Origin of the sequence: Quadrisphaera sp. GCM10027208 (assembly GCF_042658805.1) — a bacterium.
In the GTDB taxonomy this organism is placed as follows: domain Bacteria; phylum Actinomycetota; class Actinomycetes; order Actinomycetales; family SCSIO-59966; genus SCSIO-59966.
The window spans coordinates 89,242-106,690 of sequence record NZ_JBHSRC010000001.1 but is presented as its reverse complement, the minus strand read 5'-3'; the positions used below and the strand labels follow the sequence as shown (position 1 = coordinate 106,690).

Annotated in this window: 18 protein-coding genes; 14 read left to right on the top strand and 4 right to left on the bottom strand. The window is 73.3% G+C overall.

Annotated features, from left to right (window positions below):
* The first annotated feature begins 1 nt into the window (after position 1).
* From guaB to ACFP6A_RS00500, 5 genes are all read left to right on the top strand, one after another.
* Complete coding sequence (guaB, locus tag ACFP6A_RS00520; RefSeq protein ID WP_379600745.1) at positions 2 to 1,519, top strand: IMP dehydrogenase; 1,518 nt, start codon at positions 2 to 4, stop codon at positions 1,517 to 1,519.
* A 36-nt stretch (positions 1,520 to 1,555) separates the two neighbouring features.
* The gene (locus ACFP6A_RS00515) at positions 1,556 to 2,680 is read left to right on the top strand and encodes a GuaB3 family IMP dehydrogenase-related protein (RefSeq protein WP_379600743.1); all 1,125 of its coding nucleotides are present in this window, start codon (positions 1,556 to 1,558) and stop codon (positions 2,678 to 2,680) included.
* The gene (locus tag ACFP6A_RS00510; RefSeq protein WP_379600742.1) at positions 2,677 to 4,425 is read left to right on the top strand and encodes a glycerol-3-phosphate dehydrogenase/oxidase; all 1,749 of its coding nucleotides are present in this window, start codon (positions 2,677 to 2,679) and stop codon (positions 4,423 to 4,425) included. The genes ACFP6A_RS00515 and ACFP6A_RS00510 overlap by 4 nt, the downstream gene beginning before the upstream one ends.
* Before the next feature lie 37 nt (positions 4,426 to 4,462).
* Positions 4,463 to 6,082, top strand: a complete 1,620-nt coding sequence (locus tag ACFP6A_RS00505; RefSeq protein ID WP_379600741.1) for a succinic semialdehyde dehydrogenase — start codon at positions 4,463 to 4,465, stop codon at positions 6,080 to 6,082.
* A 61-nt stretch (positions 6,083 to 6,143) separates the two neighbouring features.
* The gene (locus ACFP6A_RS00500; protein WP_379601423.1) at positions 6,144 to 6,428 is read left to right on the top strand and encodes a DUF427 domain-containing protein; all 285 of its coding nucleotides are present in this window, start codon (positions 6,144 to 6,146) and stop codon (positions 6,426 to 6,428) included.
* A 63-nt stretch (positions 6,429 to 6,491) separates the two neighbouring features.
* On the opposite strand, the gene ACFP6A_RS00495 is transcribed toward ACFP6A_RS00500, so the two are convergent.
* The gene (locus ACFP6A_RS00495; RefSeq protein WP_379600740.1) at positions 6,492 to 7,517 is read right to left on the bottom strand and encodes an NAD(P)-dependent alcohol dehydrogenase; all 1,026 of its coding nucleotides are present in this window, start codon (positions 7,515 to 7,517) and stop codon (positions 6,492 to 6,494) included.
* Positions 7,518 to 7,662: 145 nt separating this feature from the next.
* On the opposite strand from ACFP6A_RS00495, the gene ACFP6A_RS00490 reads away from it, so the two are divergent.
* The 6 genes from ACFP6A_RS00490 to ACFP6A_RS00465 all read left to right on the top strand — a co-directional run bounded on the left by ACFP6A_RS00490 (position 7,663) and on the right by ACFP6A_RS00465 (position 12,421).
* Positions 7,663 to 8,004, top strand: a complete 342-nt coding sequence (locus tag ACFP6A_RS00490; protein ID WP_379600738.1) for a nuclear transport factor 2 family protein — start codon at positions 7,663 to 7,665, stop codon at positions 8,002 to 8,004.
* A gap of 177 nt (positions 8,005 to 8,181) precedes the next feature.
* Positions 8,182 to 9,180, top strand: a complete 999-nt coding sequence (locus tag ACFP6A_RS00485; RefSeq protein WP_379600736.1) for a hypothetical protein — start codon at positions 8,182 to 8,184, stop codon at positions 9,178 to 9,180.
* Between the two features lie 145 nt (positions 9,181 to 9,325).
* Positions 9,326 to 10,090: an SURF1 family protein gene (locus ACFP6A_RS00480; protein WP_379600735.1), complete on the top strand. Its 765-nt coding sequence runs from the start codon at positions 9,326 to 9,328 to the stop codon at positions 10,088 to 10,090.
* Positions 10,087 to 10,479, top strand: a complete 393-nt coding sequence (locus ACFP6A_RS00475) for a DUF3817 domain-containing protein (protein WP_379600733.1) — start codon at positions 10,087 to 10,089, stop codon at positions 10,477 to 10,479. Before ACFP6A_RS00480 ends, ACFP6A_RS00475 begins: the two co-directional genes overlap by 4 nt.
* A gap of 98 nt (positions 10,480 to 10,577) precedes the next feature.
* On the top strand, positions 10,578 to 12,176 hold the full coding sequence (guaA, locus tag ACFP6A_RS00470) for a glutamine-hydrolyzing GMP synthase (protein WP_379601422.1): 1,599 nt from the start codon (positions 10,578 to 10,580) through the stop codon (positions 12,174 to 12,176).
* 107 nt (positions 12,177 to 12,283) lie between these two features.
* On the top strand, positions 12,284 to 12,421 hold the full coding sequence (locus tag ACFP6A_RS00465) for a hypothetical protein (protein ID WP_379600732.1): 138 nt from the start codon (positions 12,284 to 12,286) through the stop codon (positions 12,419 to 12,421).
* A gap of 25 nt (positions 12,422 to 12,446) precedes the next feature.
* Here ACFP6A_RS00465 and ACFP6A_RS00460 read toward each other — a convergent pair whose 3' ends face one another.
* Positions 12,447 to 13,223: a sugar phosphate nucleotidyltransferase gene (locus ACFP6A_RS00460; protein WP_379600730.1), complete on the bottom strand. Its 777-nt coding sequence runs from the start codon at positions 13,221 to 13,223 to the stop codon at positions 12,447 to 12,449.
* Complete coding sequence (locus tag ACFP6A_RS00455) at positions 13,220 to 13,765, bottom strand: NUDIX hydrolase (protein ID WP_379600729.1); 546 nt, start codon at positions 13,763 to 13,765, stop codon at positions 13,220 to 13,222. The genes ACFP6A_RS00460 and ACFP6A_RS00455 overlap by 4 nt, the downstream gene beginning before the upstream one ends.
* Before the next feature lie 14 nt (positions 13,766 to 13,779).
* On the opposite strand from ACFP6A_RS00455, the gene ACFP6A_RS00450 reads away from it, so the two are divergent.
* The 3 genes from ACFP6A_RS00450 to ACFP6A_RS00440 all read left to right on the top strand — a co-directional run bounded on the left by ACFP6A_RS00450 (position 13,780) and on the right by ACFP6A_RS00440 (position 16,545).
* Positions 13,780 to 13,941, top strand: a complete 162-nt coding sequence (locus ACFP6A_RS00450; protein ID WP_379600727.1) for a hypothetical protein — start codon at positions 13,780 to 13,782, stop codon at positions 13,939 to 13,941.
* A gap of 60 nt (positions 13,942 to 14,001) precedes the next feature.
* Positions 14,002 to 14,340 (top strand): hypothetical protein, encoded by a 339-nt coding sequence (locus ACFP6A_RS00445; RefSeq protein ID WP_379600725.1) that lies wholly within the window; start codon positions 14,002 to 14,004, stop codon positions 14,338 to 14,340.
* Positions 14,341 to 14,736: 396 nt separating this feature from the next.
* Complete coding sequence (locus ACFP6A_RS00440) at positions 14,737 to 16,545, top strand: bifunctional metallophosphatase/5'-nucleotidase (protein WP_379600724.1); 1,809 nt, start codon at positions 14,737 to 14,739, stop codon at positions 16,543 to 16,545.
* Between the two features lie 192 nt (positions 16,546 to 16,737).
* Here the strand turns inward: ACFP6A_RS00440 and ACFP6A_RS00435 are convergent, their stop codons facing one another.
* Entirely contained in the window at positions 16,738 to 17,445 is a 708-nt protein-coding gene (locus tag ACFP6A_RS00435; protein WP_379600722.1) for a PIG-L deacetylase family protein, read from the bottom strand.
* Positions 17,446 to 17,449: the final 4 nt, after the last annotated feature.

Genomic DNA, 17,449 nt, shown 5'->3' with positions numbered 1-17,449 from the left:
GGTGAACGACATCGCGTCCGCGACGGCAGGCGGCGATCCCTTCGGGTTCGTCGGCCTCACCTACGACGACGTGCTGCTGCTGCCGGCCCAGAGCGACGTCGTCCCCAGCGAGGCCGACACCCGCAGCCGGGTGTCCCGCCGGATCGAGGTCGCCGTCCCGCTGCTGTCCAGCGCGATGGACACGGTGACCGAGTCCCGGATGGCGATCGCGATGGCTCGCCAGGGCGGGCTCGGCGTCCTGCACCGCAACCTGTCCGCGCAGGACCAGGCCCACCAGGTCGACGTCGTCAAGCGCTCCGAGGCCGGCATGGTCACCCACCCGGTGACGACCCGGCCGGACGCCACGATCGGCGAGGTGGACGCCCTGTGCGGCCGGTTCCGCATCTCCGGCGTCCCGGTGGTCGACGACGACGGCCGCCTCGTCGGCATCATCACCAACCGCGACATGCGCTTCGAGACCGACCCGGGCCGCCCGGTCCGCGAGGTGATGACGCCGATGCCGCTGGTCACCGCTCCGGTTGGGATCGCCCCGGACGCCGCGATGGACCTGCTGGCCCGCAACAAGGTCGAGAAGCTGCCGCTCGTCGACGACGCCGGCCGGCTTCGCGGCCTCATCACCGTGAAGGACTACGTCAAGCGGGAGAAGTACCCGCTGGCCACCAAGGACGAGGCCGGCCGGCTGCGGGTCGGCGCCGCCATCGGCATCTTCGAGGACGCCTGGAAGCGGGCGATGCTGCTCGTCGAGGCGGGCGTCGACGTCCTCGTCGTCGACATGGCGCACGGCCACTCCCACGCCGTCCTGGAGATGATCGCCCGGCTCAAGGCCGAGCCGGCCGCCGCGCACGTCGACGTCGTCGGCGGCAACGTCGCCACCCGGGCCGCCGCCCAGGCGCTCGTGGACGCCGGCGCGGACGGCGTCAAGGTCGGTGTCGGCCCCGGCTCGATCTGCACCACCCGGGTCGTCGCCGGTGTCGGCGTGCCCCAGGTGACCGCCATCCACGAGGCCGCCCAGGCGTGCCGGCCGGCCGGTGTCCCGGTGATCGGCGACGGCGGGCTGCAGTACTCCGGTGACATCGCCAAGGCCCTCGTCGCCGGCGCCGACACGGTGATGATCGGCTCGCTGCTCGCCGGCTGCGAGGAGAGCCCCGGCGACCTCGTGTTCATCAACGGCAAGCAGTTCAAGTCCTACCGCGGGATGGGCAGCCTCGGCGCGCAGCAGACCCGCACCGGTGCCCGCTCGTTCTCCAAGGACCGCTACTTCCAGAACGACGTCCTCAGCGACGACCAGTTCGTGCCGGAGGGCGTCGAGGGCCAGGTGCCCTACCGGGGACCGCTGGCCGCGGTCGCCCACCAGCTCGTCGGCGGGCTGCGCCAGTCGATGTTCTACACCGGCTCGGCCACCATCGCCGAGCTCAAGGAGCGTGGACGGTTCGTCCGGATCACCGCGGCCGGGCTCAAGGAGTCCCACCCGCACGACATCCAGATGACCGTCGAGGCGCCCAACTACGGCACCCGCTGAGGCGTCCCGTCCCCCGGCCGCCGGTAGCCTGGCAGCGTGATGAACGAGATCGAGATCGGGCGCGGCAAGCGGGGACGCCGGGCGTACTCCTTCGACGACGTCGCGATCGTGCCGAGCCGGCGCACCCGCGACCCCGAGGACGTCTCGGTCGACTGGCAGATCGACGCCTACCACGTCGAGCTGCCCGTGATGGCCGCGCCGATGGACTCGGTGATGTCGCCGGCCACCGCGGTGGCGATGGGCCGCCTGGGCGGCATCGGCGTCCTGGACCTCGAGGGGCTGTGGACCCGCTACGAGGACCCCGAGCCGCTGCTCGCCGAGATCGCCGCGCTCGACGCGGGCTCCGCGACCCGGCGGATGCAGGAGATCTACGCCGCGGACATCGACCCCGACCTCGTCACCCGGCGGCTCGGGGAGATCCGCGACGCCGGTGTCACCGTCGCCGGCGCGCTCACCCCCCAGCGCACCCAGCAGCTGTGGAAGACGGTCGTCGACGCCGGCGTCGACCTCTTCGTCATCCGCGGCACCACCGTCTCGGCCGAGCATGTCTCCGGGCGCGCGGAGCCGCTGAACCTCAAGCGGTTCATCTACGAGCTCGACGTCCCGGTGGTCGTCGGCGGCTGCGCCACGTACACCGCGGCCCTGCACCTCATGCGGACCGGTGCGGCCGGCGTCCTCGTCGGCTTCGGCGGCGGCGCGGCGCACACCACCCGCATCGTCACCGGCATCCACGCGCCGATGGCCAGCGCCGTCGCCGACGTCGCCGCAGCCCGCCGCGACTACATGGACGAGTCCGGCGGCCGGTACGTGCACGTCATCGCCGACGGCGGCGTGGGCCGCTCCGGTGACCTGGTCAAGGCCGTCGCCTGCGGCGCGGACGCCGTCATGCTCGGCGCCGCGCTCGCCCGCGCCACCGAGGCCCCCGGCCGCGGGTGGCACTGGGGCAGCGAGGCCCACCACCCCCAGCTCCCCCGCGGGGAGCGGGTCCGGGTGGGCACGGTCGCGCCCCTGGAGGAGATCCTGCTGGGCCCGGGCCGGATCGCCGACGGCACCACGAACCTCGTCGGCGCGCTGCGCCGGGCGATGGCTACCACCGGGTACTCCGACCTCAAGGAGTTCCAGCGGGTCGAGGTCGTCGTCTCCCCCTACCAGCCGGCATGACCGGCCCCGGCAGGTTCCCGCGCCCCCTGGTCACCGGGGCACCGGTCGCGCTCGGACCGGCCGAGCGCGAGCAGGCGCTCGCCGCGATGGCCGCCGAGGAGCTCGACGTCCTCGTCGTCGGCGGTGGGGTGGTCGGTGCCGGCAGCGCGCTGGACGCCGCCACCCGCGGGCTGACCACCGGGCTCGTCGAGGCGAGGGACTGGGCCAGCGGGACGTCGTCCCGCTCCAGCAAGCTCATCCACGGCGGCCTGCGCTACCTCGAGATGCTCGACTTCGGGCTGGTCCGGGAGGCCCTCGCCGAGCGGGCGCTGCTGCTGCAGCGGATCGCCCCCCACCTGGTGCGGCCGGTGCCGTTCCTCTACCCGCTGACGCACCGGGTCTGGGAGCGGCCGTACGTGGGCGCCGGCCTGGTGCTCTACGACACCCTCGGACTCACCTCCGGGGCCTCCCGGGGCGTGCCCGGGCACCGGCACCTGACCCGGCGCGGGGCGCTGCGCGAGGCTCCCGCGCTGCGCCGCGACTCTCTCGTCGGTGCCCTGCAGTACTACGACGCCCAGGTGGACGACGCCCGGCACACGCTGGCGGTCGTCCGCACCGCAGCCTCCTACGGCGCGCACGTCGCGAACCGGGCCCGGGTGGTCGGCTTCCTGCGCGAGGGTGAACGGGTCGTCGGGGCGCGGGTGCGCGACCTCGAGTCCGGCCGGGAGCTCGACGTCCGTGCCCGTCAGGTGGTCAACGCGACCGGGGTGTGGACCGACGAGACCCAGGCGATGGTCGGCGAGCGCGGCCAGTTCGAGGTCCGCGCCTCCAAGGGCATCCACTTCGTCGTCCCGCGGGACCGGATCCGCTCCCGCACCGGGATCATCCTGCGGACGGCGACGAGCGTGCTGTTCGTCATCCCCTGGGGCCGGCACTGGGTGATCGGGACCACCGACACCGACTGGCACCTCGACAAGGCGCACCCGGCGGCGTCCAGCCGGGACATCGACTACCTGCTCGGGCACGTCAACCGGGTCCTCGTCACGCCGCTCACCCGCGAGGACGTCGAAGGGGTCTACGCGGGCCTGCGCCCGCTGCTGGCCGGGGAGAGCGAGGAGACCAGCGCCCTGTCCCGCGAGCACGTCGTCGCGCACCCGGTGCCCGGGCTCGTCGTCGTGGCCGGGGGCAAGTACACGACCTACCGGGTGATGGCCCGCGACGCCGTCGACGAGGTCGCCCGCAGCCTCGACTTCCGGGTCGCCGCCAGCTGCACCGACCGCATCCCCCTCGTCGGCGCCCAGGGGTACGCCGCCGCGTGGAACGCCCGGCGGCGCACCGCCGAGGCGGCCGGCCTGCACGTCGCCCGTATCGAGCACCTGCTGCAGCGGCACGGCGCCCTGACCCCCGAGGTGCTCGCCCTCGTCGCCGACGACCCCGCGCTCGGCGAGCCCCTCACCGGGGCCGAGGACTACCTGGCCGCCGAGGTGGTCTACGCCGTCAGCCACGAGGGCGCCCGGCACCTCGACGACGTGCTCACCCGCCGGCTACGGGTCTCGATCGAGACCTGGGACCGCGGGACGGCGGCGGCCCCGGTCGCGGCCGCGCTCATGGGCCGGGTCCTCGGCTGGAGCGACGAGCAGCGGGACAAGGAGGTCTCCCACTACCTGGCCCGGGTGGAGGCCGAGCGGCTCAGCCAGCAGCAGCCGGACGACGAGACCGCCGACTCCGCCCGGCTCGGCGCCCCGGAGATCGTGCCGCTCGTGTGACGGGTACCTCACGGGGCGCTGCCGTTAGCATGCCTGCATGTTGAGCGACACGGCGTCGGCCCCGGCCGCGCCCACCGTGCCGACGACCCATCCGCTGCATGCCGCCCTGGACCCGGCCCGGGTAGCCGCACTCCTTGACCGGGTCGTCGCTTCGCCGCGTGCTGAACGGCGCACGACGACTGCACCGTTCACCGGCCTGCCGCTAGTCAGCGTGCCGACATCCACCCCGCAGGACGTCGCGAACGCCGTCGAGGCGGCCCGCCGGGCGCAGCGCGACTGGGCCGCCCGCCCGGTCGGTGAGCGGGCCGCCGTGCTGCTGCGGCTGCACGACCTCGTGCTCGAGCACCAGGGCGAGGCCCTCGACCTGGTGCAGCTGGAGGCGGGCAAGGCCCGGGCGCACGCCTTCGAGGAGGTCGCCGACATCGCGATCGTCGCCCGCCACTACGCCCGGACCGGTCCCTCACTGCTGGCCGACACCCGCCGGCCTGGGCTGGTGCCGCTGCTGTCGACAAGCACCGAGGTCCGTCACCCCAAGGGTGTGGTCGGGGTGATCGCGCCCTGGAACTACCCGCTGACGCTGGCGGTGTCCGACGCGCTACCGGCGCTGCTCGCCGGCAACGCGGTCGTCGTGAAGCCGGACAGCCAGACGCCGCTGTCGGCGCTGTGGGCAGCCGAGCTGCTGCACCGGGCCGGTGTGCCGGAGGGCGTGTTCGCCGTCGTCGTCGGTGACAGCGCGACCGTCGGTGGCGCCCTTGTGGACTCCTGCGACTACGTGTGCTTCACCGGCTCGACGGCAACCGGCCGGCGTGTCGCCGAGCAGGCCGCCCGCCGACTCGTCGGCGCGTCGCTGGAGCTCGGCGGCAAGAACAGCCTCTACGTCACCGAGGACGTCGACGTCGAGGTCGCCGCGGAGGGCGCGGTCCGGGCGAGCTTCGCCAGCGCCGGGCAGCTGTGCGTGTCGACCGAGCGGCTGCTCGTGCACGAGGCGGTCGCGGACCGGTTCCTCGAGGCCTTCCTGCGCCGCGTGCGGGCCCTGCGCCTCGGACCCGGTCTGGACTTCGACGCCGACATGGGATCCCTGGTGTCCCGTCGCCAGCTCGACGCGGTGGCCGCCCACGTCGACGGCGCCGTCGCCGCCGGGGCGCGGGTGCTCGCGGGCGCTCGGGCCCGTCCTGACGTCGGTCCCCTGTTCTACGAGCCGACCGTGCTCGCCGACGTCCCGGCCGACAACCCGTGCTGGGTCGAGGAGACGTTCGGCCCGGTGGTGTCCGTGCGCGTCGTCGGCGGGGACGACGAGGCCGTCCGGGTCGCGAACGACACGGCGTACGGCCTCAACGCGAGCGTCTGGGTCCGCGACCTGCGCCGCGGGCGGGCGATCGCCCGACGGCTGCAGGCCGGCACCGTCAACGTCAACGAGGGGTACCTCACCGCGTGGACGGCCACCGGGGCACCCATGGGCGGGATGAAGGACTCCGGACTGGGCCGCCGGCACGGCGCCGAGGGGCTGCTCAAGTACACCGAGTCCCAGACGATCGGCGTCCAGCGGATGGTCCACCGCGGCCTGGGGATGGGGCGGGTGTACGACCTGGACGGCGCCACCTACACCCGCGCGATGACGTGGGGGCTGCGTGCGCTCAAGATGCTGGGTGCCCGGTGAGCGAGGGACCACCCGCACCTGCGGCAGCCGCAGGCTGCTGCAGGCGCAGAGAGAGGATCTCCTGATGCGAGCGGTGTGGAACGGGCACGTCGTCGCCGAGAGCGACGACACCGTCGTCGTCGAGGGCAACCACTACTTCCCCCGGTCCTCGGTGCGGGAGGACCTGCTGCGGCCCTCGGCGACGACGACGCGCTGCCCGTGGAAGGGCGAGGCCTCGTACTACTCGCTGGAGGCCGACGGGCGGCGCAGCGAGGACGCCGTCTGGTACTACCCGGAGCCGAGCCCGCGGGCCGAGATGGTCCGCGACCGGGTGGCGTTCTGGAAGGACGTCCGGGTCGAGGACTAGCCGGTCGGCGTCCGGAATGTCGACCCGAACCGTCTGGACTGAACCGCTGGGACTGCCTGCCGATCAGGGGACGAGGATCCCTCGGCCCCGCAGCCGACCGGCGTCCAGGTCTGCCATCGCGTCGAGGGCAGCGTCGAGCGGGTACCTCGTCGTCTGCATGACGACCTTTCCCGCCGCCGCCAGCGCCATCAGCTCGACGAGGTCGTTGTAGCTGCCGACGAGGTTGCCGATGACGTTGCGCTCGGTGGAGATGACGTCGATCGTCGGGATCTCGACCGTGCCTCCGTAGCCGATGACGTAGTGGCTCCCCGCCCGGCGGGTCATCGCCCAGGCGTCCCGCTCCGCGCCACGCTCGCCGACGAAGTCCAGCACCACCTCGGCTCCGTGGCCGTCGGTGAGCTCGAGCACCCGCTCCACGTGCGAGCCGTCGACGAGCACCGTCTCGTCGGCGCCCCAGCCGGTCGTCAGGGCCAGCGCGTCGGGGTTGGCGTCGAGCACCACGACCCGCGTCGCGCTCAGCGCCGTGAGGCACTGGATGCCGATGTGGCCCAGGCCGCCGGCGCCGATGACGACGCACGTGCTGCCGGGGTGCAGCAGGGGCAGGGCCTTCTTCACCGCGTGGTAGGCGGTGAGTCCCGCGTCGGCGAGCGCCGCGACGTCCGCGGGTTGCACGCCGGCCGGCAGCGGGACCACCGAGCGTGCCGACGTCCTGAGGTACTCGGCCATTCCGCCGTCGGTGTCGATACCGGGGAAGGACTGCGCCTCGCAGTGCACGTCGTCCCCCGCGCGGCACGCCCGGCAGAAGCCGCACGTCACCAGCGGGTGCAGGATGACGGCGTCCCCCACCTGGACGTGCTCGACGGCCGGACCGACGGCGTGCACCCACCCGGCGTTCTCGTGCCCCAGCGTGTAGGGCAGGGAGACGTTGCTCCGGCTGGCCCACTGGCCCTCGATGATGTGCAGGTCGGTGCGGCACAGGCCGGCGCCACCGACCCGCACGACCACGTCGAACGGTCGCTCGACGGTCGGCTCGGGAACCTCCTCGACCACCGGGCGCTCGTCGTACCGGTGCAGGCGAACCGCCTTCATGGGCGTCCCCTTCCCCTCGTGTCGGTCTCGATCCGACGGTAAAGGCAAGCACCGACGACCGCCCACCCACAGGGTCGTTGGTCCCTGGCCCGTCGCCGCGCCGGGGCGGACGATCGGTGGTCGGGACATCCACGAAGGAGGGGCCATGACCCGTACACCGGAAGAGGTCTTCGCGCACCACGGCCAGGCGCTCGGCGCGGAGGACCTCGAGGAGATCGTCGCCGACTACCGCGACGACGCGGTCCTCGTGGTGAACAAGCAGGTGTTCCGGGGCAAGGACGGCGCCCGACAGGTCTTCACCCAGCTGCTGAGCGACGTCCCCCAGGCGCAGTGGCAGCTCGACACCGTGTTCGCCGACGACGTCCTCTACCTGGAGTGGAAGGCCACCGGTGGTGGCCGCACGGTCGACAACGGCGTGGACACGTTCGTCTTCGCGGACGGCCTGATCCGCGTGCAGACGGTGCTGTACACCGCGCAGCCGGCCTAGCAACCGACCTCTGGAGGCCTTCCGGGGTCTCGTGTGGGCTCGAGACCCCGGAAAGCCTCCACTCGTCGCGGCGGGTGGCGGTGACTGGGCCTCCACAGGACCGGTCGTTCCTCGTGTCTGTCCACAGGCCGACGGGGCCCCTTGGCAGGGTGCGGTCGCCTGCGGCTCAGTCGCAGCATGCCGATCACGCCGCACGCACCGGACGAGCTCGTTCACGTCCCGTTTCGAGGCCGTGACGCTGTCGCGGCCGGCCAGCTGACCGAGGAGCAGTTGAGGTCGAGCATCTGGCGACGGCTGATGCGGGGCGTGTACGTGCACGAGTCCGTCGAGGTCACCAGCGAGGTGCGGCTGGCCGCCGCCCGGCTCGTGATGCCGCAGGACGCCGTCGCGTGCGGGCTCCTGGCCGCATGGCTGCACGGTGCCTGGCGGCCGGCGCCCGGACGCGTCGTCCCGCTCGACGTCACCCGGCCGGTGCTGACGGCCGGCACCGGGTTCGCGGGTCTGAACCGCCGGCGGCTGACGCTGCGCGGCACGCCCGACTGGGGCGGCGGGCTCGCCGGTCACAGCGAGATCGACCGGGACGTCGTCGAGAAGGACGGCGTGCTCCTCACCTCGCCGCTGCGCACCTGCTTCGACCTCATGCGCGAGCGTCGCCTCGTCGAGGCCGTGGTCGTCGCCGACGCCTTCCTGTGGGAGCTCGGCCTGCCTCGCGTCCTGCTCGCCGTCTACGCCGCGGACCGTCGCCGGTGGCCCGGCGTCCGGCTGGTCCGGGTCGCCGTCGACCTGTGCCGGGAGAACGTGCGCTCGCCCGGCGAGACCCGGCTGCGGATGATCTACGTGCTGGCCGGTCTGCCCGAGCCGTGGGTCAACGTGCCGGTCCTGGACGCCGACGGTGCCGTGATCGGCGTCCCCGACCTGCGCGTCCCCGGTCACCCGGTCGGCTCGGAGTACGACGGTGGGTACCACGACGAGGCCGACCAGCCGTCCCTGGACCGTCGTCGGCAGAACCGCCTGACCACGATGGGCTCGATCCAGCTGCTGCGGTACGACCGGACCTCCGTCCGAGACGAGCGCCACGCCGTCCTCGACGATCTGTGGCGCCTCACCGGTCTGCGTGCCCCGGTGCCGCTCGACGACGCCGACTTCTGGCGCCCCCGTGCCGCGCGTGCCTGGTGACGCGCGTGCCTGGTGACGCGCGTGCCTGGTGACGCGCGTGCCTGGTGACGCGCGATCTCTGGAGGCTTGCCGTGGTCTCGGCCGGCCCGGAGACCACGGAAAGGCTCCAGAGATCGGGGGATGGGCGGCGGGGTAGCGTGGGGAGGTGCTCCGGACCGCCACGCGACCGCACTTCATCGCGCTGCTCGGCGTGGCCCTGGCGGCGGCCACGCTGTTCGCCTACCTCGGCGACTGGCAGCTCGGCCGGGCCCGGGACGAGGCCGCGCGGGAGGTCCGCGAGCAGACGGTCGAGCGCGGCGTCGTGCCGCTGGAGGAGGTGCTCGCTCCCGCCGAGCCGCTCGAGGGCAGCGACGTCCGCCAGCTTGTCCGGGTGACCGGCGTGCTCGACCCGGACGCCGCGGTGCGGGTCCCCGAGCGGGAGCTCGACGGCCGTCCCGGGTCCTGGCTCGTCGCCCCGCTCGCCGTCGACCGGCCGGACGAGACGGACGGCGGCACCCTGGCCGTCGTCCTGGGCTGGCTCCCGGACGGCGCGAGGCCCCCCGACGTCCCCGCCGGACGGGTCACCCTCGAGGGCCGCCTGGAGCAGAGCGAGCCGCCGGTCGGCGGCGCCGGCCCCGGCACCCGCGAGCTGCCCACCGTCGCCTCCGCCGACCTGGTCAACGTCTGGGACCCGCCGCTGTACACCGCCTACCTGGCGCTCACCGACACCGTGCCACCGCTGGAGCCGGTGCCGACCGTCGAGCCCGCGGACGGGCTGGCCCTGCAGAACCTGTCCTACGCGCTGCAGTGGTGGCTGTTCGCCGGGTTCGCCGTGTTCTTCTGGTGGCGGCTGGTCCGGGACGCCCACGAGCGGGAGCTCGAGGCCCGCGCCGAGGCGGCCGCACCCGAGCAGGCACAATCGACGTCGTGAGCACCACCGACCGCGCCACCTCCTCGCGCGCCCCCAGCCGGCTCGCCGCCTCGCTGACCCGCTACCGGGTGATGGCCTGGGTCACCGGTGGCTTCCTCCTGCTGCTGACCGTGGAGATCATCGTCAAGTACCTGCTGCTCGACGGCGAGCCGTTCCTCGGCACGTGGATCGCGATCACCCACGGCTGGATCTACGTCATCTACCTCGTCACCGTCGTCGACATGTGGTCCAAGCTGCGCTGGGGCCCGGGCCGGCTGGTCCAGCTGGTCCTGGCCGGCGTCGTCCCGGCGCTGTCCTTCGTCGTCGAGCGGAAGGTGACCGGCGAGGCGCGGGACCGGATCGCCGCGCTCGAGGGTCGTGCGGGCGGCGGCACTACGCTGGCGCGGTGACCGTCCCGGGCTCCAGCGCTGACGACGCCCCCACCCGGCCGTCCCGGCCCGACGACCCGGCGTCCGAGCTGGTCGCCGACGGCGCGCCGTCCACCGGCATCGGCGCCGACCGCTCCGCCGCGGCGCCCGGTACCGGCCACCGGCCGGTGCTCGTCGTCGACTACGGCGCCCAGTACGCCCAGCTCATCGCCCGCCGGGTCCGCGAGGCCAACGTCTACTCCGAGATCGTCCCGCACTCGATGCCGGTCGAGCGGATGCTGGACAAGCAGCCGCTCGCGGTGATCCTCTCCGGCGGCCCGTCGTCGGTGTACGCCGAGGGCGCCCCGCGGGTGGACGAGGCGCTGTTCGAGGCGGGCGTGCCGGTCCTGGGCATCTGCTACGGCTTCCAGGCGATGGCCGCGGCGCTCGGCGGCGAGGTCGCCCGCACCGGCCTGCGCGAGTACGGCGGCACCCAGGTGCGGGCACAGCCCTCGGACAGCGTGCTCCTGGCCGGGCAGCCGGAGACGCAGAGCGTGTGGATGAGCCACGGGGACGCCGTCCGGCGGGCGCCCGAGGGGTTCACCGTCGTCGCGGAGTCCTCCGGGGCGCCGGTGGCGGCGTTCGAGGACGTCGAGCGGCGGCTGTTCGGCGTCCAGTGGCACCCGGAGGTCCGGCACTCCACCTTCGGCCAGCAGGTGATCGAGAACTTCCTGCGGAACGGCGCGGGGATCGAGCCGGACTGGACCACCGGCAACGTCATCACCGAGCAGGTCGAGCGCGTCCGCGCGCAGGTGGGCGGCGCCGCGGTCATCTGCGGGCTGTCCGGCGGGGTCGACTCGGCGGTGGCGGCCGCCCTCGTGCACCAGGCGGTCGGGGACCAGCTCACCGCGGTCTTCGTCGACCACGGCCTGCTGCGCGCCGGTGAGGCCGAGCAGGTCGAGCGCGACTACGTCGAGGCGACCGGCATCCGGCTCAAGGTCGTCGACGCGGCCGACACCTTCCTCGACGCGCTCGCCGGGGTCACCGACCCGGAGGAGAAGCGCAAGGTCATCGGCCGGGAGTTCATCCGGGCGTTCGAGGGCGCGGCGCGGGAGATCGTCGCCGAGGCCGGCGAGCAGGGCGAGGAGGTCCGGTTCCTCGTCCAGGGCACCCTCTACCCGGACGTCGTGGAGTCCGGTGGCGGTGAGGGTGCGGCGACCATCAAGAGCCACCACAACGTCGGGGGACTGCCCGACGACCTGGCCTTCGAGCTCGTCGAGCCGCTGCGGACCCTGTTCAAGGACGAGGTGCGCGCGGTCGGTGCGGAGCTCGGCCTGCCCGAGGCGATGGTCTGGCGTCAGCCGTTCCCGGGTCCGGGCCTCGGCATCCGGATCGTCGGGGAGGTCACCCGGGACCGGCTCGAGACGCTGCGCGCCGCCGATGCGATCGTCCGCGAGGAGCTCACCGCCGCCGGCCTGGACCGGGCCATCTGGCAGTGCCCGGTCGTCCTGCTCGCCGACGTCCGCTCGGTCGGCGTCCAGGGTGACGGGCGCACCTACGGGCACCCGGTCGTGCTGCGGCCGGTCACCTCGGACGACGCGATGACGGCCGACTGGGCGCGCCTGCCGCACGACCTGCTCTCCCGCGTCTCCACCCGCATCACGAACGAGGTCGACGGGGTCAACCGGGTCGTCCTCGACGTGACGAGCAAGCCGCCGGGCACCATCGAGTGGGAGTGACGCCGCCCACGCCGTGCCCGCCAGGGGTCGTGCTGGGGGCTCGGGAGGTCTAGCGTGGCTGGTGCCTGACGGGGCCGTGCGCGCACCGCTCAGGCACAGGAGCGACGATGTCCGACAAGTCCCACACCCAGAACCGGACGGCGAAGAAGCCGGGTCGCTCGATCAAGGAGAAGCGGGCCGCCAAGCGCGCCAAGCACGACGGTGCTCAGCAGCACGACGCGGTGACGGACCTGCGCAAGCACTGACCGGACCCGAGCACTGTCACGGCCCTCACTGCGGCGCCGGGACGGTGACCGGTTCCTCCCGCGTCCCGGCCCGGACCACCTCGACGAGGTGCTCCCCGGGCCCGACGTAGGCGCCGTCCCAGACGACGCAGCGTTCCACCGTGCCCTCGACGACGGCGCCCCGGCCGACGACGCTGGCTCCCCCCGACACGGTGAGGTTGGCGCGCAGGTAGTCCGTCGGCGTGCCGCAGTCGATCGCCGTCCCGGGGAACGCCACGAGCTCCAGCCGGCCGGCCTCGTGCTCGCGGCGCCACAGCACCTCGTACAGCCCGGACGGCTCCGCGGCCAGGCCGGCGACGAGCCGGCCCGGCAGCAGGGCGGCGCCGACGTAGCGGTGGCCGTCGAAGTCGCCGGGTCCCTCGGCCGGGACGACGAGCAGCCGGCAGCGCTCGCCGTCCCACCCCTCCAGCAGCTCGTCCAGCGGTCCGAGGAGCAGCGCGTCCGCGTTGGTGACGAGGACGTCGCGGCCGGCGACCCAGTCCCGCAACCGGCCCAGGGCCCCGGCCGTGCCGAGCGCCTCCGGCTGCTCGACGCTGACGTGCGCCCGGTCCCCGACGTGCCGGACGACCTGGTCGGCCAGGGCGTGCGCATTGACGGCGAGGTGCGCCGGGCCGGTGCCGGTGCAGGGGACCAGCCTGGCCAGGGCGTGGTCGAGCAGCGGGACGCCGCCCACCGGGCACAGCGCCTTGGGACGCAGCGTCGTCAGCGGCCGCAGCCGGGTGCCGTGGCCGGCGGCCAGGACGACGCCCGCCGGCCGGGTCACTGCGGGGCAGCCGGGGGAGGGGCGGCCGGCGCCACGACCCGGCCGTCGTAGGCGCCGGGCGCGGCGACCCGTTCCAGCAGGGCAAGGATCTCCCGGGTCGGGCCGTCGGCGTCCTCGAGCACCTCCCCGGGCCGTAGCCAGCGGGCGTCCCTGGCCTCCCCGCCGGGCTCGACGTGGGGGCGCTCGTCGACCCGGACTCGGTAGATGACGTCGACGCGGCGCACGGCAGCGTTGACCTGGGTGGTGAGCGGCAGCCCGACCTCGATCCGCAGCCCGGTCTCCTCGCGCACCTCCCGGACGACGCCGTCCGCCGGGGACTCGCCCCGGTCGAGCAGGCCCCCCGGCAGGCTCCAGCCCTCCCGGTGCGGCTGACGCAGGAACAGCAGGGTGTCAACGTGCTGCAGCGCACAGACCGCCCCCACGGTGAAGCCGGGGGTTACCGCACCGACCACTCGCCGGCGCACCGGGGCGGGCAGCCACCGGAACGCCAGCAGCGCGGCGGTGTGCCCCCGGCGTCGCAGGGTGCTGAGCGTGCCCGACATGGCGGTCACCCTAGGTGCCTGCCCGGGACCCCGCCGTCCGGGACTCCGCGTCGCCGCTGGCTCTGCGACGGCACCTTCCGTTCCGGAAGCCGGCGTCCGGGGCGACCACGCCGCAGGTGTTCCTCACCCCTGCGCTCGACCTCATGGTCGAGGAGGGCCGCGCCCAGGCGCGCTGAGCACCCCGCGGCAGCGGCCCACCTACGGGGTCACGCTGGCAGCCTGGCTAGGCTGACGGCGTGACCCTCCTCTACGACCTGCTCCTCGTCCTGCACTTCATCGGGCTGGCCGCGATCATCGGCGGCTACCTCACGGTCCTGCGTTCGCCACGGATCGTCGTCGGGATGGTGCACGGGTCCCTGCTTCAGGTGGTCACCGGCCTGCTGCTCGTCGGGGTCGCCGAGGCCGCCCTGGACGCGGACGTCGACCAGGCCAAGATCGGGGTCAAGCTCGTCGTCGCTCTCGTCGTCGCGGCGCTCGCGTTCGCCTACCGCAAGAAGGACGCCTCGCCCGCGGTCGTCCACTCTGTCGGGGGGCTGGCGATCCTCAACGTGCTCATCGCCGTTCTCTGGGGCTAGCCGGTAGCCACCACCTTGAAGTGACCCCGCCGCACAGGACGAACGTTGCCTGTGGACCACGCTCGGCCTCTCCTCAGATGCTCGGCCTCTCCTCAGACGCTGACTTCGGCGACACGGTCGACTTCGACCACATCAAGCGGCACTGCTACGGCATGCACGAGAAGGACCAACCCGACGGGGATCGTGCCACGGGCGCTGAGCTGTCGGAGTGGACGGAGGCGTCCCGGTGGGGCTGATCGCCTGCCGAGGGCGACGAGCGCTAGTACGACAGATGAGGGTGGACCTGTCCCGGATGTCAAAGTTCGGTTGCCTACGGGTCATCTGTTACCTACCAGCACGTCCCCCAGCCGGGTTAAGGTCCCACTACCCAACGGACTCATTCAGTCAAGGAGTCACATGTCCATCGCAATCAGCCGGCGCATCGCCGCCTCGGTGATCGCCTCCGGTGCCATGGTGGCGACCGTCGCCGCAGGTGCGGCCACGGCGGCACCCGGCGAGGGCCGCAAGGCGGCGGACAAGGGTGGGTTCACCCTCACGGTCCTGCACGCCAACGACACGGAGTCCGCTCTGCTGCCGATAACCCGCACCTACGGGAGCGGTGAGGACGCCGTGATCGCCGAGGTCGCCGGTGCGGCCATGTTCACCGAGCTGTTGCAGCAGCAGCGCGACGCTGCCGTCACCGGACCGCCTGCCGCGCCGGGAACCAAGCGCGGTGTCATCACCATCCACGGCGGTGACCTGTACCTGCCGAGTGCCCAGCTCGACGCGAGTCGCCAAGAGGGTGCCCCCTTCTACGACGCCCTCGCGTTCAACGCGGCTGGCTGGGACGTCAGCGCCATCGGCAACCACGACTTCGACCTGGGTCCGGAGTTCTTCGCCGACTTCCTCGCGCAGGTCGACCAGAGCACCACGTTCGTCGCCGCGAATCTGGACTTCAGTGGCGAGCCGCGGCTCCAGGCCTTCGTGGACGACGGCACGATCGTCGACGCCACCGTGGTCCAGGAGCGCGGTGAGCGCATCGGCGTCATCGGCCTGACCACGCCGGAGCTGTCGTCCCTGACCAGCAGCCGAAACGTCGCGGTGGACCCGGACCTCGCGGGTATCGCCAACGCGCAGGCCGAGCTGCTCGAGAAGGCGGGCGTCAACAAGATCATCCTTGTCTCCCACCTGCAGGACATCGACAACGAGATCGCCCTGGCTGCGGAGCTCGAGAACATTGATGTCGTGGTCGGCGCCGGTGGCGGTGAGGTCATGGCCAGCGCGGGCGACGAGATTCTCCCGGGCGACACGCGCAACCCCGACTACTCCTACCCACAGATGGTCACGGCCGCCGATGGTGCGGACGTCCCGGTGGTCACCACCTCCGGCCTGTACCGGTACGTCGGCAAGCTGGTCGTGCAGTTCGACCGCGACGGCAACGTCGTGTCGGTCGACGACCTGGCGAGCCGGCCGATCCCAGTGACCTCGTTCGGGCCGGACGCGGTCAAGCCGGACGCTCGGGTGCTGCGCACGGTCGAGCAGCCGGTCGCGGAGTTCGTCGAGTCGCTGCAGGAGACGGTCGTCGCGACGACCGAGGTGCCGCTGGACGGAACGCGGGCCAGCATCCGCTCCAAGGAGACCAACCTCGGCAACCTGGTCACTGACGCCCTCCTGTCCGAGGGACAGCGGCTCGCGGCCGAGAACGGCGTGACGCCGCCGCAGGTGGCGATCCAAAACGGCGGTGGCATCCGCAACGACTCCGTCATCCCGGCGGGCGACCTCACGCTGTTTGACACCTACAGCATTGTGCCGTTCCCGAACTTCGTCTCCGTGGCGCCGGCGCTCCCGGTGGAGGCGTTCGTGGCGGCGGTCGAGCACGGTTCTGTCTCGGCCGGCTCGTTCGCCCAAGTGGCCGGCTTCTCGTACACTTACGACCCTGCCGCCCCGGTCGGCAGTAGGGTTCAGTCGCTGACCCTCGACGACGGCACGCCGGTGGTTGCCGAGGGCGAGATCGTGTACTCCGGGACGATCTCCCTGGCCTCGATCGACTTCCTGCTGCGCGGCCAGGACGGCTACACGATGTTCGCCGGCCAGCCGTTCACCGTCCTGCCCTCCACGCAGCAGGCCGCCCTGACGGGCTACCTGGTCGAGACGCTGGGCGGCGTCGTCTCTGCCCAGCAGTACCCGGCGGTCACGACCCCGACCCGGATCGTGCCGCTGTCCTGAGCACGACCCGACCCTGAGTCACGCCCCGAGCCCGAATGGGCTCGGGGCGTGACGCTCCCCTACGACCTGCTCCTCGTCCTGCGTCGTCGCGGCGCTCGCGTTCGCCTACCGCAAGAAGGACGCCTCGCCCGCGGTGGTCCACACCGTCGGCGGGCTGGCGATCCTCAACGTGCTCATCGCCGTCCTCTGGGGCTAGCCGGTCGCCACCACCTTGAAGTGCTCGGCGTAGCGCCCCGGCCCACCGGCGTCCCACGCCATCGCCTGCCGCACCTGGGCGGCCAGCTCGTCCCAGCGGTGCGCCGTCTGCGAGCGGTGGGCGCGCAGCGCGTCGAGCTTGCGGTCGAGGACGTCGGTGACGTCGACGACGTGGTCGGTGTCGGGGTGCGCCGTCAGCCACAGCTCCTGCACCACCCACGGCTCGAGGCCCTCGTCCTGGAGCAGCTCGGGGTAGGCGAACGGGTTGCGCGCCGCCGGGTACACCGCCCGCACCGCCGCCTCCCCGCACGCCAGGTGGTCGTGGTGGCCGGCCGCGAAGAGGTCCCACCGTCGCTCCGGGCTGGGGGCCAGCAGCCGCACCGGCCGCACCTGCCGGATCACCCGGGTGAGGTCCCGGACGAGGTCGTGCCCGACCTCGAGGTAGCCGTCCCGGTACCCCTCGAGGAACCGGACGTCGTGGACGCCGACCGCCGCCGCGGCGTCCCGCTGCTCGGCTGCCCGGATGCCCGGGACCTCCTCGCGCGGGGTGTCGTCGAAGCCGCCGGCGTCCCCGTACGTGCACAGCAGGTACGTCACCTGCGTGCCGGCGGCGGTCCACGTCGCGACCGTGCCGGCGGAGCCGAAGTCGATGTCGTCGGGGTGGGCGGCGACGACGAGGGCCCGCGGGACGGCGGTCAGCGGCATGCCA

Bases quoted from the DNA above. Each gene is read 5' to 3' on its own strand.
- ACFP6A_RS00455 (WP_379600729.1), bottom strand. From the start codon at position 13,765: ATGTCGGGCACGCTCAGCACCCTGCGACGCCGGGGGCACACCGCCGCG.
- ACFP6A_RS00435 (WP_379600722.1), bottom strand. From the start codon at position 17,445: ATGCCGCTGACCGCCGTCCCGCGGGCCCTCGTCGTCGCCGCCCACCCC.
- ACFP6A_RS00495 (WP_379600740.1), bottom strand. From the start codon at position 7,517: ATGAAGGCGGTTCGCCTGCACCGGTACGACGAGCGCCCGGTGGTCGAG.
- ACFP6A_RS00510 (WP_379600742.1), top strand. From the start codon at position 2,677: ATGACCGGCCCCGGCAGGTTCCCGCGCCCCCTGGTCACCGGGGCACCG.
- ACFP6A_RS00485 (WP_379600736.1), top strand. From the start codon at position 8,182: ATGCCGATCACGCCGCACGCACCGGACGAGCTCGTTCACGTCCCGTTT.
- ACFP6A_RS00440 (WP_379600724.1), top strand. From the start codon at position 14,737: ATGTCCATCGCAATCAGCCGGCGCATCGCCGCCTCGGTGATCGCCTCC.
- ACFP6A_RS00490 (WP_379600738.1), top strand. From the start codon at position 7,663: ATGACCCGTACACCGGAAGAGGTCTTCGCGCACCACGGCCAGGCGCTC.
- ACFP6A_RS00505 (WP_379600741.1), top strand. From the start codon at position 4,463: ATGTTGAGCGACACGGCGTCGGCCCCGGCCGCGCCCACCGTGCCGACG.
- ACFP6A_RS00465 (WP_379600732.1), top strand. From the start codon at position 12,284: ATGTCCGACAAGTCCCACACCCAGAACCGGACGGCGAAGAAGCCGGGT.